General features: G+C 67.5%; 16 protein-coding genes and 1 riboswitch. Of the genes, 11 read left to right on the top strand and 5 right to left on the bottom strand.

Annotated features, from left to right (window positions below; translation table 11 throughout):
- Positions 1-73: 73 nt before the first annotated feature.
- A complete protein-coding gene (gene gyrB, locus KNN16_RS14625; protein ID WP_299283569.1) occupies positions 74-2,092 on the bottom strand; it encodes a DNA topoisomerase (ATP-hydrolyzing) subunit B in 2,019 nt (672 codons plus the stop codon).
- 231 nt (positions 2,093-2,323) lie between these two features.
- Here gyrB and KNN16_RS14630 point away from each other — a divergent pair, with 231 nt between their 5' ends.
- The 5 genes from KNN16_RS14630 to cbiR all read left to right on the top strand — a co-directional run bounded on the left by KNN16_RS14630 (position 2,324) and on the right by cbiR (position 6,406).
- On the top strand, positions 2,324-2,713 hold the full coding sequence (locus KNN16_RS14630) for a DUF2089 domain-containing protein (protein WP_299283567.1): 390 nt from the start codon (positions 2,324-2,326) through the stop codon (positions 2,711-2,713).
- 1 nt (position 2,714) lies between these two features.
- Complete coding sequence (locus KNN16_RS14635; protein ID WP_303897822.1) at positions 2,715-3,701, top strand: GNAT family N-acetyltransferase; 987 nt, start codon at positions 2,715-2,717, stop codon at positions 3,699-3,701.
- A 42-nt stretch (positions 3,702-3,743) separates the two neighbouring features.
- Positions 3,744-4,112, top strand: a complete 369-nt coding sequence (locus tag KNN16_RS14640; protein WP_299283563.1) for a hypothetical protein — start codon at positions 3,744-3,746, stop codon at positions 4,110-4,112.
- A gap of 30 nt (positions 4,113-4,142) precedes the next feature.
- Entirely contained in the window at positions 4,143-5,381 is a 1,239-nt protein-coding gene (locus tag KNN16_RS14645) for an MFS transporter (RefSeq protein WP_303897824.1), read from the top strand.
- A gap of 113 nt (positions 5,382-5,494) precedes the next feature.
- Positions 5,495-6,406, top strand: a complete 912-nt coding sequence (gene cbiR / locus KNN16_RS14650; protein ID WP_303897825.1) for a cobamide remodeling phosphodiesterase CbiR — start codon at positions 5,495-5,497, stop codon at positions 6,404-6,406.
- Positions 6,407-6,432: 26 nt separating this feature from the next.
- Here cbiR and KNN16_RS14655 read toward each other — a convergent pair whose 3' ends face one another.
- The 3 genes from KNN16_RS14655 to KNN16_RS14665 form a co-directional block, all read right to left on the bottom strand.
- Positions 6,433-7,941 (bottom strand): hypothetical protein, encoded by a 1,509-nt coding sequence (locus tag KNN16_RS14655; RefSeq protein ID WP_303897827.1) that lies wholly within the window; start codon positions 7,939-7,941, stop codon positions 6,433-6,435.
- Between the two features lie 97 nt (positions 7,942-8,038).
- Complete coding sequence (locus tag KNN16_RS14660) at positions 8,039-8,536, bottom strand: DinB family protein (RefSeq protein WP_303897828.1); 498 nt, start codon at positions 8,534-8,536, stop codon at positions 8,039-8,041.
- 35 nt (positions 8,537-8,571) lie between these two features.
- A complete protein-coding gene (locus KNN16_RS14665) occupies positions 8,572-10,581 on the bottom strand; it encodes a heterodisulfide reductase-related iron-sulfur binding cluster (protein ID WP_303897829.1) in 2,010 nt (669 codons plus the stop codon).
- A 150-nt stretch (positions 10,582-10,731) separates the two neighbouring features.
- A riboswitch (Fluoride riboswitch) is annotated at positions 10,732-10,813 on the top strand.
- Positions 10,814-10,849: 36 nt separating this feature from the next.
- On the opposite strand from KNN16_RS14665, the gene KNN16_RS14670 reads away from it, so the two are divergent.
- The 6 genes from KNN16_RS14670 to KNN16_RS14695 all read left to right on the top strand — a co-directional run bounded on the left by KNN16_RS14670 (position 10,850) and on the right by KNN16_RS14695 (position 14,828).
- Positions 10,850-11,611: a DUF6062 family protein gene (locus KNN16_RS14670; RefSeq protein WP_299283551.1), complete on the top strand. Its 762-nt coding sequence runs from the start codon at positions 10,850-10,852 to the stop codon at positions 11,609-11,611.
- Complete coding sequence (locus tag KNN16_RS14675; protein WP_299283549.1) at positions 11,583-12,020, top strand: hypothetical protein; 438 nt, start codon at positions 11,583-11,585, stop codon at positions 12,018-12,020. The genes KNN16_RS14670 and KNN16_RS14675 overlap by 29 nt, the downstream gene beginning before the upstream one ends.
- Positions 12,021-12,041: 21 nt before the next feature.
- Positions 12,042-12,542 carry a HEAT repeat domain-containing protein gene (locus tag KNN16_RS14680; RefSeq protein WP_299283547.1) on the top strand — a complete coding sequence of 167 codons (501 nt, stop codon included), beginning with the start codon at positions 12,042-12,044 and terminating at the stop codon, positions 12,540-12,542.
- A 1-nt stretch (position 12,543) separates the two neighbouring features.
- Positions 12,544-13,731 (top strand): MFS transporter, encoded by a 1,188-nt coding sequence (locus KNN16_RS14685; protein ID WP_303897831.1) that lies wholly within the window; start codon positions 12,544-12,546, stop codon positions 13,729-13,731.
- Positions 13,732-13,784: 53 nt separating this feature from the next.
- Positions 13,785-14,315, top strand: a complete 531-nt coding sequence (locus KNN16_RS14690) for an inorganic diphosphatase (protein WP_299283544.1) — start codon at positions 13,785-13,787, stop codon at positions 14,313-14,315.
- A 93-nt stretch (positions 14,316-14,408) separates the two neighbouring features.
- Positions 14,409-14,828 (top strand): hypothetical protein, encoded by a 420-nt coding sequence (locus tag KNN16_RS14695; protein WP_303897833.1) that lies wholly within the window; start codon positions 14,409-14,411, stop codon positions 14,826-14,828.
- Here the strand turns inward: KNN16_RS14695 and KNN16_RS14700 are convergent.
- Complete coding sequence (locus tag KNN16_RS14700) at positions 14,825-16,429, bottom strand: CTP synthase (RefSeq protein ID WP_303897835.1); 1,605 nt, start codon at positions 16,427-16,429, stop codon at positions 14,825-14,827. The two genes, KNN16_RS14695 and KNN16_RS14700, sit on opposite strands and share 4 nt — an antisense overlap.
- Between the last annotated feature and the right edge of the window lie 86 nt (positions 16,430-16,515).

Genomic DNA, 16,515 nt, shown 5'->3' on the forward strand with positions numbered 1-16,515 from the left:
ATTTCTTCATAAAGGCTGGGCGGACGCCCGAAGCGTCCGCCCAGCGTATGGATCTGGCTCTTTGGGATGCGCCTTACACGTCGAGGTTGCGCACCTCTTTGGCGTGGGCCTGGATGAAGCGGCGGCGGGGCTCCACCGCGGCGCCCATCAGCATATCGAACACGCGATCTGCTTCCGCCGCGTCCTCGATGGTCACCTGGAGCAGGATCCGCCGCGCCGGGTCCAGGGTGGTCTCCCACAGCTGCTCCGGGTTCATCTCGCCGAGTCCCTTGTAGCGCTGGGTGACCACCTGGCGTTCGTCGGAGGGGTCGATGCCTCGCTTGCGCAGCTTGGCGAAGATCTCGTCCCGCTCGGCGTCGGAGTAGGCGTAGAAGACCTCTTTGGTTTTCTTCACCTCGATGCGGTAGAGGGGGGGCTGGGCGATGTAGACGTGGCCGTTCTCGATGAGGGGGGTCATGTGTCGGAAGAAGAAAGTGAGCAACAGCGTGCGGATGTGGTTTCCGTCCACATCCGCGTCGGCCAGGATGATGATCTTCCCGTAGCGGAGGCGGGAGAGGTCGAACTGATCCCCGATGCCGGTGCCGATGGCGGAGATGAGGGCCTTGATCTCCTCGTTGGCCAGCATCTTGTCCAGGCGGGCGCGCTCGGTGTTGAGGATCTTCCCCCGCAGGGGAAGGATGGCCTGGAAATGGCGGTCGCGGGCCTGCTTGGCCGAGCCGCCGGCCGAATCGCCTTCCACGATGAACAGCTCCGCCTTCGCCGGATCCCGCTCGGAGCAATCGGCCAGCTTGCCGGGCAAGGTGAGGGATTCCAGGGCGCTCTTGCGGATGACCAGCTCACGGGCCTGGCGGGCGGCCTCCCGGGCGCGGGCGGAGGTCAGGCACTTCTGGATGATGGCCTTCGCCTCCCGGGGGTTCTCCTCCAGCCAGCGGGCCAGGGCCTCGCCGACCACGGATTCCACCGCGCCCTTCACCTCGGCGTTGCCCAGCTTGCTCTTGGTCTGGCTCTCGAACTGGGGCTCGGGGAGCTTCACGCTGATGACCGCGGTGAGGCCTTCCCGCACGTCCTCTCCGGTGAAGTTGGGGTCGCTCTCCTTCAGCAGGCCGGCCTTGCGGGCGTAATCGTTCAGGGTGCGGGTGAGGGCGGCGCGGAAGCCCGTCAGATGGGTTCCTCCATCCACCGTGTTCACGTTGTTGGCGAAGGCCAGCACCGTCTCGTTGTAGGCGTCCGTGTATTGCAGGGCGACCTCCACCAGGATGTCCCCTACAGTCTTCTCCACATACCAGATGGGGTGGAGGGGCTGGCGGTTGCGGTTCAGGTAGCGGACGAAAGACTGGATGCCGCCTTCGAAGTAGAAAGTGATCTCCCGGTCCTCCCGCTGATCCACCAGGGTGATGGTAAGGCCCCGGGTGAGGAAGGCCATCTCCCGGAAGCGCTGGGCCAGGGTCTCGAACTTGTAATCGATCCCACCCCGGAAGATCTCGGGATCCGGCTTGAAGTGGACGATGGTCCCTTGCAGGGCGGGAGGGAAGCGCGGATGGGCATACCAGCCCTGGGGGTCCGCCTTCCCCACCCGCTCCACCGGTGTCACCGGCCGGCCCCGCTCATAACGCTGCCGATAGCGGTAGCCGTCCCGCTGGACGATGGCCTCGAGCCATTCGGAGAGGGCGTTGACCGCGCTGACGCCGACGCCGTGCAGGCCGGTGGCGACCTTGTAGCTGCCGCCCCCGAACTTGCCGCCGGCGTGCAGGGTGGTCATCACCACCTCCAGGGCCGGCCGCCCGGTTTGCGGATGCACGTCCACCGGGATCCCCCGGCCGTTGTCCGTCACCCGAACGCTGCCGTCCTCCAGGATCTCCACCAGGATGTGGGTGCACACTCCCGCCAGCGCCTCGTCCACGGCGTTGTCCACCACCTCGTAGACCAGGTGATGCAGGCCCCGGATGTCCGTCGAGCCGATATACATCCCGGGGCGCCGGCGGACCGCCTCCAGGCCCTCCAGGACCTGGATCTGGCTGGCGTCATAGGTCGAGACGGCCGCGGAAGCGCCGTCCGCAGCGGATCGGTTGAGCCTGCGCGATTCGTTCGCCATATCGCCTCCTTGCCTCCCTCCTTTCGACGATCCCGCCCCCTCAGACGGAGCGGACGCAAGAAATCTTCCTTAATTGTAACGCAAATCGTCCTCCCCGACCGGCCCCGCCCACTGCACCCCCCACCGGACCGATCCCGCATCCCGCACCGAAGCCTCCTGGACTTGACTTTTTGAAAGACATGCTTAAAATTCCTAAACAAAGATGTTTAATTTCCTGAAAGGGCATGGAGGATGAACGGGTGGCTGGGGGTGTGTCCGGTGTGTGGGGCGGGGCTGGAGGTGGTGGCCCTGCAGTGTCCGGCCTGCGAGACGCGGATTGAGGGCCGGTTCCATCTGGGGCGGCTGGCGCGGCTGACGCCGGAGCAGCTGGCCTTTGTGGAGCTGTTCCTGCGGAGCGAGGGGAAGTTCACCCGCCTGGAGAGCCTGACGGGGCTTTCGTATCCGACGCTGCGCAAGCGGTTGCAGGAGATCCTGCGGGCGATGGGCTATGAGGCGGAGGAGGAAGCGCCCCCCGGCCCGGAGGAGCGGCGACAGATCCTGGAGGAGCTGGCGGCGGGTCGGATTTCCTATGAGGAGGCGTTGCGACGGCTCCGCGGCCGCCCGGGATCTCCGGAGGCGTGAGATGGTGATCACGGCCCGCCGGGGAGCGGATCGAGGGTTGCGGCCTGCCGACGTGCGGCGGGATCTGGGAGGGATCGCCGATTTGCTGGCGGAGGCCTTCGCGGGGGAGCTGGATGAGGCGGGCTGGCGGATCCTGCGGGAGATGCGCTTCTGGGCGCGGTTGGGATGGCTGTTGCGCGTGCTGGAGTGGTTCCTCCCTCCCGGGGAGGCCTTCGCCCCTGGCTACGTCTGGGTGGAGGACGGCCGCATCGTGGGTTACACGATGGTCCGCCGCCTCCGGCCGGGCTCAGGGGACTGGCTGATCGCCAATGTGGCGGTGGCGGAGGGGTTCCGGGGGAGGGGGATCGGCCGGGCCCTGGTCTCCGCGTGTCTGGAATACGCCCGGGCTTCCGGGGCCCGTCGGGCTGTCCTTCAGGTCCGGGCGGACAACACGCCTGCTCTCCGGCTATATCGGTCGCTGGGGTTTCAGGAGATCGGGCGGATCCAGCTTTGGCGGCGGGAGGCAGGAGGGCATGCGGGACAGCTGGGAGCGGCCGCCTTGGAGATCCCGGGATGCCGGGTGCGCCCCGCCCGGGCGGCGGAGCTTTCCCCTCTGATGGCGCATGTCGCGGCCTGGGAGAACCCGGCGATGCGCCTGTTTGAGCCCCTGGATCTCCTCCCGACCGCTCTGGTTTTGGGACCTCTTCGGCCGCGCGGGAGGGGGCTCTGGGTGCTGGAGGCGGAGGATGGCAGGATGCTGGGCCTGGCAGCGTGGACGCGGCGGGAGGGCCGCTGGACGCTCCGGCCCTTCGTGGATGCCTCGGCGACGCCGCTGCAAGCCCAGTGGCTGGTGACCTCCGCTTTGCAGGAGGCTCCTCCGGGCGTCCCCCTCGGGGCCCTCACTGGCGGGGAGCCCGTCCTCTCCGCGGCCATGCTGGCCGTCGGGTTCCGGCCGGCGCGCACGTTGATCGGCATGGGTTGCGACCTGAGCGCGGCGTCTCTGCGTTGATGGGAAAACGCCGCGCACGACCCTTTTCATCAGGAGGCACCGATGACGCGGGATGCGGAGCGGCTGCGGATCCTGAAGATGATCGAAGCCGGGCAGATCACCGCCGAGCAGGGCCTGGAGCTGCTGCGGGCTCTCCAGGAGGCGGAGGAGGCGGAGGGCTCTCCTTCATCGGCCGGCCGCTGGTTGCGCATCCGGGTCACCGATGTGGCCACCGGACGCCCCCGGGTGCATGTGAACGTCCCGCTGCGCCTGCTGGATCTGGGGCTGCGGATCGGTGGGCGGCTGGCGCCGGAGATCGCGGGGCTGGACCTCCAGAAGTGGCTCGAACAGTTGCGGGCGAGCGGCAGCGGGAAGCTGGTGGAGGTCCTGGACGAGGAGGAGGGCGAGCGCGTGGAGATCACCGTGGAGTGAGCGCGAGGATCTCAGCTTGGGAGCGCTTCGATGCGATCTCCGGACGGCATCTCGCGGGCGTTCTGGGCCGTCTGGGCTGCTCACGCCCTCTCGCTGTTCGGGAGCATGCTGGTCCAGTTCGCTCTGGTCTGGTGGATCGCCCGCACCACCGACTCCGCCACCGCCCTCTCCATCGCCACGTTGCTGGTTCTCCTGCCGGGAGTCCTGCTGGGGCCGGTGATCGGTGCCCTGGTGGACCGCTGGGATCGGCGGGGGATCATGCTGGGAGCCGATGGGGGGATGGCGGCTGTCACGCTCCTCCTGATCCTGCTCGCCCGGGCCGACATGTTGCATCTGGGCCCGATCTACGCTGCCCTGTTCCTCCGGTCCATCCTGGAAACCTTCCACTGGTCCGCCCTTCAGGCCTCAATCGCCCTGCTGGTCCCGGAGCGTCATCTCGCTCGCATCGCCGGGCTGAACCAGGCCTTGAGCGGGGCCCTGAATATGGTCGCTCCTCCTGCCGGGGCGCTCCTGCTGGGCCTCCTTCCCCTCCCGGGGGTGCTGCTCGTGGATGTGGTGACGGCGGCGCTGGCGATGCTGGCCCTGGGGTTCGTGCGGATCCCTCGTCCGGGGGGCTTCGGCCCGGCGCGGCCTGTGGGATGGCAAGAAATCCGGGAAGGCCTGGAGTATGTGCGGCGATGGTCAGGGGCGTTGATCCTGATGGGGATGGGGGCGCTGATCAACTTCCTGGTGAACCCGGCGTTTGCGCTGCTTCCGCTGCTGGTGATCCGGCATTTCCGGGGCGGCGCCCTGGAGCTGGGCGCTCTGGAATCCGCCTGGGGGGCTGGGATCATCAGCGGCGGGCTCCTTCTAAGCGCGTGGGGAGGCTTCCGCCGGCGCATTCACACCACCCTGGTCGGGCTGATCGGGATGGGAGCAGCGATCCTCTCGCTGGGGCTTCTTCCCGCCGGGGCCTTTCCGTTCGCGCTGGGTGTGATGTTCATGGGGGGCCTGATGAACGTGCTGACGAACGGGCCGATCCTGGCCATCCTCCAGGCGGTGGTGCCACCTGCCCTGCAGGGTCGGGTGTTGACGGTGGTCTCCAGCGTCGTCGGTCTCATCTCTCCTCTGGGGATGGTCCTCGCCGGGCCGGTGGCAGATACCCTGGGCGTGCGCGTCTGGTTTGTGGCCGGAGGGCTGGCCTGCGCCCTGGCGGGTGGGATCGGCCTGGGGATCCCCGCGGTGGTGCGCATCGAGGAACAGGCGTCGGTCAGGGCCGCTGAGCCATAATGAGAAGTGGGAAATGAGGATGCCCCTTCCAGGCCGGCCCTCCTTGGGGGGGCAGCTGTGTCGTGCACCCCGCGTGGAGGGGATATCCAGCGTTTCGCTTCAGGAGGAGGGCGATGCCCTGGCGCTTCGGTGTTCAGCTCCTTCAGGCTCCGTTGCTCCTGGAGCTCCTGTGGCCCCCAGCGTCGGGTGCCCCGGGGGGGACCCGGGTGGATGCCGCGGAGCTGGCGGGGCGGATCGCGGATCGCGGGTTCCATCTGATCGAGCTGAACCCCGACCTTCAGGTGGTGCTCCCGGAGTCCTTTGCCCTCCCCGCGCTTCGCCGTTTGCAGGACCTGAAACAAACGCGGGGCCTGCGCTACACGGTCCATCTTCCGCTCTGGACGCTGGATCCCTCCAGCCCGGTGGAGGGGATCCGTCGCGCTTCGGTGGATGTGCTGGTGGAAGCGGTGTTCCGTCTGGCCCCGCTGGAGCCGGAGGTCTATGTGCTTCACGGGGCGGGGCCTCTGGCCGCGGAGTTCTTCACGTTGCCGGGCCTTCCGGAAGGCGCCCGTTTGGCGCTCATGCGCCGGTTCCAGGAACAGGCTGCGCGCAGCGTGGAGGAGCTGTTGCGACGCACCGGCCTGCCCTCCCGCTCCCTGGCCCTGGAGACGATCCAGTTCCCTCTGGAGCTCACCTTGGAGCTGGCGGAGGCGCTGGATCTCTCCATCTGCTTTGACACCGGCCATGTGATCTCTCGGCAGCCGGGCCCGGTGAGCTTCGGGGAGGCTCTGGCGCGTTGCCTCCCCCGACTGGCGGAAGTGCACCTGCACGATGGCGATTATCGCGAGCGGCCTGATGGCTCCGTCGCCTGGGCCGATCATCTTCCCCTCGGGGAGGGAGCAGTCCCGGTGGGGGAGCTCTTCCAGGCCCTGGAGGCGCATGGGTTCACCGGGCCGGTGATCTTCGAGCTGAGTCTGGATGCCGCCGAGGCCTCCCTGGCTTTCCTGAGGCAGGCGGGCCTGGTGGGATCGCCTTTCGAGGTATGAGGCCTGGGGGAAGGATCCGCCAGGCCTTATGTGGGGGTTTCCACGTCGTCTTCCCCCGGTCCTTCCTCGGGGATCTCTTGGGGGGCGAAGGCCCTCCCGTCCTGCAGCCACCACACCCCCCGCGCCCGGGCCATCCGCCGCGCCGGCGCCGTCAATTCCTTCGCCGCCACCACCGGGATCACCTCCGCCCCCAGCGCCTGAGCAAAAACGGCCGCCCGCTCCGCCGCCCGAGCCACATCCTTCGTCGTCCCCTGCCAGGAGATCTCCACCGCCAGATACATCCGGCGGTCCTCCCGGCGGTGGAAGCCCTCCACCAGGGCGTCCAGGGGGGCGGCCCGGTCGGCCTCTTCCATCGTGATGCGCCCGGCGGCCACGGCCTCCTCCAGGATCTCGGCCTGCCGCGCGTCCGGGACGATGGCGGCCCGCCGCAGCAGGGAGCGGAAAAGGACGGCGGGCTTTTCGGCGTAGAGGGCCTCCAGGCGCATCGACTTGAGCTCTCCCAGGTCCCGGCTGTGGTCCTCCTGGCGGCGCTCCACCCGGTCCAGGCGAACCTCCACTTGATCCAGGCGGGCCTCCACCCGGTCCACCCGCTCGGTCAGGATCCGGAGGGCTTCAGCCAGCTCGGCGAAGCGGCGATCGGTCTCGGCGCGGAACTCCAGGAACTCCTGGCGGTGGGCAATGAACTCCTGACGGTGGGCGATGAACTCCTGACGGTGAGCGGCGAAGGCCTCGGCCAGGCGCTGGAGAGACTCCTCCGTGCGGCGCTGGGCCTCGGCCAGCTCGGCGAAGCGGCGGTCGGCTTCGGCGCGGAACTCCAGGAACTCCTGGCGATGGGCGATGAACTCCTGGCGGTGAGCGGCGAAGGCCTCGGCCAGGCGCTGGAGGGACTCCTCCGTGCGGCGCTGGGCCTCGGCCAGCTCGGCGAAGCGACGGTTGGTTTCCTCTCGATGGGCCAGGAATTCCTGGCGATGGGCGATGAACTCCTGACGGTGAGCGACGAAGGCCTCGGCCAGGCGCTGGAGGGATTCCTCCGTGCGGCGCTGGGCCTCGGTCAGCTCGGCGAAGCGGCGGTTGGTTTCCTCTCGATGGACCAGGAATTCCTGGCGATGGGCGATGAACTCCTGACGGTGAGCGGCGAAGGCCTCGGCCAGGCGCTGGAGGGACTCCTCCGTGTGGCGCTGGACCTCGACCAGGCGCTGGAGGAATTCCTCCATGCGGCGCTGGGCCTCGGCCAGGGCGCGGACCTCTGCGCTGAGCTCTGCGAAGCGGGCGTTGACCTGGGCCTGGTGGGCCAGGAACTCCTGACGATGGTTCACAAAGGCCTCGCTCAGACGGCGAACGGCTTCTGCCAGCTCCATGAAGCGACGTTCGGTCTCCACCTGAAGCCGGGCCAGCTCGTCCCGAAGATCCGCCAGCCCGGTGGGCATGCGGAGGACCTCCTCCGAGGCCAGGAGGGCCCAGAGGACCTTCCGCCATTCGGGGTGGGCCTGCAAGAGGGCGACCAGATCCCGCAGGTCTTCCGCCGTCAGGGCCATCGCGCGCCTCCTTCAACACGATATTGTAACACAAAACAAGGGTTCGAAGACGTGTGAGATCCGTTGTGCGGATCGTCGTCCTCATCGACTCCGGGGCTCACTCTGCCATCCACCGCGGCTCGAAGGCGGCTGCCATCTCCCAGAAGAGGGCGATCTGGAGGATCGTGGTCATGTGCTCATAGGTGTGCTGGAGGGTCTTGGTAACGATCCAGGCCAGCGTCCGCGTCCCCCAGACCGTCCCCGACACCGGCCGGGTCCAGACCTCAGGCGGGAGGGGACGGGCCAGAGCGATGGTCTCCCGGCGGACGGCCTCCAGCCGCTCCAGCCAGCGGGCGGCGGGGATCTCCCGGGGCCAGGCGAGATCTTCATCCGGGACCTCACCGGGAAGGAGGGGGCCTTGCAGGCCTAAGGCGTAGCGCATCTGGGGCAGGGCGATGTGATGCTCATAGAACCAGAGGTGGTAGAGATGGCGACGCACGGACCACTCGCCCAGGGCGGAGGGAGGGCGGCGCGCCTCCCGCTCCGGGGGGACCTGGGCGAGGGCCCAGCGCAGGTCCTCCAGCGTGGAGTCCAGGCGTCGGAGCAGCGCTTCCATCGCGACGCCGTAAGCAGCGCTCGGGTTCCTTAGGATTAGGGCTCGATCACGGCTTCGGCCAGGATCTCCGCCACATCCCGCACCGGGAGCCGCTCGGCGACGCCCCGGGTTTGGGCGGCGGAGGTCAACATCAGCTGGCAGAAGGGGCAGGCCACCGCCACCGCCTCCGGGCTCGTCCCCAACGCCTCATCGAGGCGCTGGAGGTGGATCGGACGGGCCTGGGGGGTGTCCATCCAGACCTGGGCCCCGCCGGCGCCGCAGCAGAACCCCCGCTCCCGGCTCCGGGCCATCTCCACCAGCTCGGTCCCGCTCCTCTGTAGCAGGTGCCGCGGCGCATCGAAGATCCCGTTGTAACGGCCCAGATAGCAGGAATCGTGGAAGGTGAGCCGCCGGGAGACGGGGCGCCGGGGCTGGAGGCGGCCTTCCTCCAGCAAGCGGGCCAGGAACTCCGTGTGGTGGACCACCTCGAAGCGCCCGCCGAACTGTGGGTATTCGTTGCGGAAGGTGTTATAGCAGTGCGGGCACATGGTCAACAGGATACGGAACTGATACGCGCGCAGGGTCTCCAGGATGGCCTCGGTGGCCGCCACATACATCGCCTCGTGGCCTGCGCGGCGGGCCCACTCGGCCGTGCAGGTTTCTTCATCCCCCAGCACAGCGAAGTCCACCCCTGCGGCCTGGAGCAGGCGGGCGATGGCCCGGGCGGTGCGCTGGCCGCCGGGATCGAAAGCCCCCGCGCAGCCTACCCAGAAGAGGACCTCCGCCTCCCCCTTCTCCGCCATCACCGGGACGTCCAGGCCCTTCGCCCATTCCAGGCGGGAGGTCCGTTGCCCCCACGGATTGCCCGTCCGCTCCGTGTTGCGGAACGTGTTGGAGAGGGAGGCCGGGACATTCCCTTCCATCAGGGTCAGGTAGCGCCGCATGCCCACAATGAGGTCCACATGCTCGATCAGCACCGGGCATTCGTGAACACAGGCGTAGCAGGTGGTGCAGGCCCACAGGGCCTCGCGCGGGGTCACCGCCCCAGTTAGGACGATGCGTTCCTCATCCACCCGGATGGGGGCGAAGGGGTTCAAGGTGGGCGGCAGCAGGGCGTGGAGGGTGTTCCGCACGTCCAGCACCACCTGCTTGGGGTTGAGGGGCGTCCCGGCCGCATACGCCGGGCATGCCGCCTGACACCGGCCGCATTCCGTGCAGGCCTCCCCGTTGAGCAGCTGCACCCAGGTCAGATCCCGCAACGTCTCGATGCCCAGCCGTTCTGCTGTCTCCAGGTCCGGGATCGGCGTCAGGGCCCCGTTGGGCCGGTCCAGGCGGGAGAAGAACACGTTGAGGGTGGAGGAGACGATGTGGACCAGGAAGCCCACCGGGATGAAGACGTAGGTGAGGCCGGCCAGGGCAGCGTGGAAGGTCCAGGTCGCCTGATGGAGGGGCCGTAGGAATTCTTCCCCCAGGCCCATGGCGATCCAGAGCTGGCCCAACCCCCATCCCATAAAGGAAGCGGGCCCCCAGGGGGGGCGCTGCACAGCCATGCGGAAGGATTCCAGGAGCCAGCCGGTGACGATGAGGACGGTCAGCCAGGCCAGGGCCAGGTCGAAGCGGCGGCCGTAGCTCAGCTTAGGCGGGCGGGCAGCGTATCGACGCCACGCGAGGACCCCCATCCCAATCAGGGCGAGCAGGGTGAAGAGATCCAGCACGAACTCATAGACCAGATAGATCTCCCCCCGCAGGAACTTGAACAGGTCCGCGTCGATGAAGGCCAGGGTGGTCCCGATGAAGAAGATCACGAACCCCCAGAACAGCGAGGCGTGGGAGAGGCCCCCAACGGGGTCCCGAATCACCCGGCGCTGCCCCAGGACGTAGATCAGGACCCGTTTCAGGCGCTCCGGAAGGCGATCGAAGCGCATCTCCGGCCGGCCGACGGCCCACCAGATCCGAATGCGTCGATAAAAGGAAAGAAGGAAGATGGCCAGACAGAGGGCGTGGAAGGCGTAGACGGCTGGCTGGGCCCATGCGGGCATGTTCCAGAGGTTGATCCGCTCGGGCATCGCGACTCCCTCCCGCGGACGGGATCCATGCAGCGCTGGAGCGCGGTTTTGAGTTTAGCACAGAGGGTGTTCGGGAGATGTTCAGATGGGGCAGTGGCGCGGGGACCGATTGGACAGTGCAGGAAGATTGGGTATAGAATAATACGCAGGAACGAATCCGGCGATGAGGCTCGCCGGGCGGGGATCCCCGCGAACTGCCATGCGAAGCATGGCTGATAGCCTCTATCCCGAAAGCGGGATAGAGGCTTTTTTGTTGGAGGGTCAACGGATGAGCTGGGGTCTGGCGGTTTTGCAGCATGCGATGCGACAGCCGGGCTGCCCGCTGTGTCGTCTGCAGCGGGAGGCGGAGGCGCGTTACCTGGAGAACCTGCTCTGGGAGAACGTGAACGATCCGGCCACGCGGGAGCAGTGGGCGGCCGGCCTGGGGTTCTGTGCGCGGCACGCCTGGCAGCTGCAGCGCCTGGAGGCCCGCCGCTACGGGGATGGGTTGGGGAACGCCATCCTGTATGAGGATCTCCTGCAGCGGGTGATCCCCGTCCTGGAGGCGATGGCCCGGGAGCCAGCCATGGATCCGCTCCCCCTCCACCGGCGGCTGGCTCACGCCCTCCGTCTTCCCCGCTCAGGGGATCCCGAAGGGATCCCCGGCTTGCAGGGGCGGGCGCGCTGTCGGGTGTGCCGACTGGGGGAGGAGACCGCGCGGGCGTATGCGGAATGGCTGGTCGAAGGGCTGGAGGACGCTGAGGTTCGGGCGCGCTACGCGGCTTCGGATGGGCTGTGCCTGCCTCACCTGCGGATGGCCCTGATCTGCGCCCGCGCGCGTGCCCCCCACGCTCTGGCGGATCTGGCCGGCGACGCCGCCCGACGCCTTCAACGTCTGCTCGGAGCGCTGCGGGAATACATCCGCAAGCACGACTGGAACTATCGCCATGAGCCGATGAGCCCGGAGGAGCGCCGTTCGTGGATCCGGGCGGTCGCCTTCTTCGTCGGGGAGGGAGAAGGGGATGGTTCGCTGGACGATCGAGGTGGATGAGGAGACCGCGCAGCGCTGGCAGGCCCTTTGGGCGTCCCGGGGCCTGAGCCCCACGGAGGGTTTGCTCTTCTTCCTGGGGCTGGGAGCCGCGTATGCGGAGGGTCAGGCGGTCCTCTCCGGGGTGGCCGCCGGGACCCATTCCGCGGAGGAGGTGGAGCGCCTGATCCGGCGCCTGGTGGAGCTCGAAGGACGCCACGCGGTGGTGAGGTTCCGGCTCTTCCAGTGCGAGCAGGCCCTCCAGCGCTGGGAGCTCAGCCATGGGGCCATTGAGACCATGAGCACCGGGCTACAGGAGGTGGTCCGCCGCCTCCGGGAGGAGAACGCCCAGCTTCGCGAGGCCTTGCGCCGTCTGCAGGGGGACTCGGCGGCCGGGGCGATGGATCCCGGAGGCGGAGCGGGTGGAGCCTGAACGTCCGGCGGGGGGCGCGAGATGGAACGAATCACCCGGTTCTGTCCGGAGTGCTGGGCGGAGCTGCCCGCGGCGGAGCAGGCGGTTTGCCCGGCCTGTGGGGCTTCCCTGACGGAGGAGCGCGATTTCTTTGAGAAGCTGCTCCGTGCCCTCTGGCATCCGGAGCGGACCCGGGCGGCGACCGCGGCGGCCATCCTGGGGCAGCTGGGGGATCCGCGGGCGGTGCCGCCTTTGATTGAGGTGGCGCTCCACGCCCGGGATTTCGGCGTCCAGGAGGCTGCGGTGCGCAGCCTGGGGCGTCTGCGGGATCCGCGGGCGATCCCCGCCCTGGCGTTGCTGTTGCGGATGGAGAGCCCCCTCCCTGTGCGCCTGGCGGCGGTGGAGGCCCTGGCGGCCTTTGATGATCCTCGAGCCCGGGAAGCCCTGCGGGGCGCGCTGAACGACCCCTCCGGGGTAGTGCGGCAGGCGGCCCGGGAAGCGTGGAAAGCCGGTTCCCACCTGGTGAGCCAGGAGGAGGGATGAGATGAGGACCATCGCGGCCTGGTTCTCCGCTCGTCCCGCGCTTCGCTTTGTGATCTGGATCGGAGTCCTCAGCCTCCTGGCAGATGTGACCTATGAGGGAGGACGGAGCATCGCGGGTTCCTATCTGGCCGTCCTGGGGGCCACCGGCACCGTGGTGGGCCTGATCGCTGGGATGGGGGAGCTGGCAGGGTATGGAAGCCGCCTGCTTTCCGGAGTTTTGAGCGATCGGCTTCAACGGCTGTGGCTGTTCATGTGGATAGGTTATTTCGTCAACCTTGTGGCGATCCCCTTGCTGGCTCTGGCCGGCCGTTGGGAGATCGCGGCAGCGCTTCTGATCTTAGAGCGGATCGGCAAAGGGATCCGCACCCCTGTTCGGGATGTGATGCTCTCTTACGCCTCCGGCGTTGTGGGACGTGGATGGGCTTTCGGCCTCCATGAGGCGCTGGATCAAATCGGAGCGGTTCTGGGGCCCGTGATCGTGGCAGCGATGCTCCTGCGAACGTCGTCTTACCCATCTGCTTTCGGCATCCTGGCGATCCCTGCCGGAATGGCTCTCCTCGTCCTCCTTCGCGCGCATTTGGCTTATTCGCATCCTCAGCGGATGGAGCCGATAGGGCCCAGGAAGCCTTCGCAGGCCTTTTCGCGTGCTTTCTGGCTTTATCTGGCCGGAGTGGCCTTGCTGGCTGCAGGGTATGTGGATTTCGCCCTCATCGCCTTCCACCTGGAGCGAGGCGCTCGGGTGGCTCGACCCTGGATCCCTATCGCTTACGCGCTGGCGATGGGTGTGGATGCGCTGGCGGCCCTCGTCCTGGGATGGGCCTATGAACGTCGGGGAGTACGGGTGCTGAGGGATGCGATAATGCTTTCGGCCATGGCGGCCCCTCTGATCTTTCTGGGAGATCCGTTCCTGGTCATCGCCGGGGTGGTTTTGTGGGGGATCGGCACAGGCGCCCAGGAATCGATCCTGCGAGCGATCATCGCGGCGCAGATCCCCCGGAGCCGCCGGGGAACCGCTTATGGTCTCTTCTACCTGGTTTACGGAACGGCCTGGATGCTGGGAAGCGTTTTGCTGGGATGGCTCTACGACCGATCCGTTCCGGTCATGGCCGGTGTCTCCGCAGGGTTGCAAATCGGCGCCATCGGGGTGCTTGCCCTCGAGCAAACAGTTGAAGACTTCAATCTGAGATGAGAAAACGCCCTGGGCTTCAAAAGGAATCCTCTCCATCCGGAGGTGAGAAAGCGATGAATCTGTGGAAGGATCTTCTGCCCGGACCGGATGTGCCCCATATGATCCATGTGGTGGTGGAGATCCCCAAGGGATCTCGGAATAAATATGAGTTCGACAAATCGACGGGCCTGCTCCGCCTCGATCGGGTTCTTTATTCCCCCATTCACTATCCGGGGGATTACGGCCTGATTCCTCGAACCCTTTATGAGGACGGAGATCCTCTGGATGTTCTGGTGATGGTCACGGAGCCGACGTTCCCGGGGTGCATCATCGTGGCGCGGCCCATCGGATTGTTTCGGATGATGGATCGGGAGGTGCCGGATGATAAGATCCTGGCGGTCCCTGCCATGGACCCGCTGTTCCAGGATTACCACGATATCTCGGACATCCCCCAGCATTTCCTCCGAGAGGTTGCGCATTTCTTCGCGGTCTACAAGGATCTGGAGGGCGGGCGGGTGCGGACGCTGGGGTGGGAGAACGCGGATCGGGCCAGGGAGCGGATCCTTCACGCCGTCCGGCTTTACGCGGCGCGCGAAGGGGGGTGAAGGACCCCAACCGGTGGAGGCCGCGGCGGGATGATCGCCGGAGGATTCGCTTCCGGGGCCCGGAACTGAGCCCATTGAGGAGGGAAGGCAGGGATGTTGGAGGATTTTGAGAGGACGTTTTTCCCGGACGCTCGCATCGTCACGCTTTCGATCCCTCTGCTCTCCGAGACCGTCGAGGAGTTGCACGCCCTGGCGGACTCTTATGGGCGGAGCCCGGAGGAGATCGCCCGCATCGCCTTGATCGAAGGGATGGGGGTGCTCCGCGAACGCGCGAATCGTGAGCCCCTTGAGGCCTCGGAGGATCCGCGAAGGGATCCGCTGCGGCTTCAAGCGGAGCTTGCCGTCATGCGCTATCGCGCTTTCACGCTCCTGAAGACGGTGCAGGCCCTGGAGCTGCGGCTCAGCGGTCTGGAGGCCGAGCTTCGGACGTTGCGGGACGCCAACGCGGATCTGCGAGCACGCCTTCGGGCGTGTGAGGAGGAAAGGACGGATCCCGGCGTCCGGCCCCGTTAATCCAGGCGGGCGGCCGCGGCGGCGATGAAGGCTTTGAACAGCGGGTGCGGGCGGTTGGGCCGGCTCTTGAACTCCGGGTGGAACTGGGTCCCCAGCATGAACGGGTGATCGGCCAGCTCCACGATCTCCACCAGCCGGCCGTCAGGGGAGAGGCCGCTCAGCACCAGCCCCGCCCGCTGCAGGAGATCCCGATAGGCGTTGTTGAACTCGAAGCGGTGCCGGTGCCGCTCGTAGACCAGATCCACCCCGTAGGCCTGGGCCGCCCGGGTCCCCGGCACCAGCACGCAGGGATAGGCTCCCAGCCGCATCGTCCCCCCCAGGTCCGTGATGTCCCGCTGCTCGGGCAGCAGGTCGATCACCGGGTAGCGGGTGTGGGGGTTGAATTCCGTGCTGTTGGGCTCGTCGGAGCCCAGGGCGTAGCGGGCCAGCTCGATCACCATCACCTGCATTCCCAGGCACAGACCCAGGTAGGGGATCCGGTTCTCTCGGGCGTAGCGGGCCGCCAGGATCTTCCCCTCCACCCCCCGATAGCCGAACCCGCCCGGCACGACGATCCCGTGGACGCGCTGCAGGCGGTCCCAGCCACGGCCGTGCTCCAGATCCTCCGCCGCGATCCACTCGATCTGCACGTCCACCCCATGGGCCACCCCCGCGTGGATGAGGGCCTCGCGCACACTGATGTAGGCATCGTGGAGGTCCACGTATTTGCCGACCAGGGCGATGGGCAGCTTCTCCTTGGGGCGGCGCATCTCGCTGACCATGCGGGACCACTCCGTCCAGTCCGGCTCGCGGGCCGGCAGGCTCAGGCGTTCCACCACGAAATCCCCCAGCCCGGCTTCCTCCAACATCAGGGGGACCTCATAGAGGATCTTCGCCGTGGGCAGCGGGATCACCGCCCGCAGGTCCACGTCGCAGAACAGGGCGATCTTCTCCCGCAGGCTATCCGGGACGGGGTGATCGGCCCGGGCGATGATGGCGTCGGGCTGGATGCCCACGCTGCGCAGGGTGTTGACGCTGTGCTGGGTGGGCTTGGTCTTCAACTCGCCGGTGGCGCCGATGTAGGGGAGCCAGGTCACGTGGATGTAAAGGACGTTGTCCCGGCCGACATCGCGTCGCATCTGCCGGATGGCCTCCAGGAAGGGGAGGCCCTCGATGTCGCCCACCGTGCCGCCCACCTCCACGATCACCACGTCGGGGTTTTGGTGGGCTTTGGCCACCAGCCCGATGCGCCGCTTGATCTCGTTGGTGATGTGAGGGATGACCTGGACGGTGCCGCCCAGGTAGTCGCCCCGGCGCTCCTTGGCGATCACCTCCGCATAGATCTGGCCGGTGGTGACGTTGCTCGCCCGGGTCAGGTTCTCATCGATGAACCGCTCGTAATGCCCCAGGTCCAGGTCCGTCTCCGCGCCGTCCTCGGTGACGAAGACCTCCCCGTGCTGGAAGGGGTTCATGGTCCCTGGGTCCACGTTGATGTAAGGGTCCAGCTTCTGCATGGTCACCCGGAGCCCCCGGGCCTTGAGCACCCGGCCCAGGGCCGCCGCCGCCACGCCCTTGCCCACGCTGCTCACCACGCCGCCGGTGCAGAAGATGTATTTGGTCATCGCTTCCTCCTCCCAGGCCCCTATAAACGTCGATGGGGAGGGCTGTTGGGCCGCTCCCCATCGACGTGAGCTTCCGGATCCCATCG

It is taken from the genome of Thermoflexus hugenholtzii, from assembly GCF_018771565.1.
GTDB classification, from domain to species: domain Bacteria; phylum Chloroflexota; class Anaerolineae; order Thermoflexales; family Thermoflexaceae; genus Thermoflexus; species Thermoflexus hugenholtzii_A.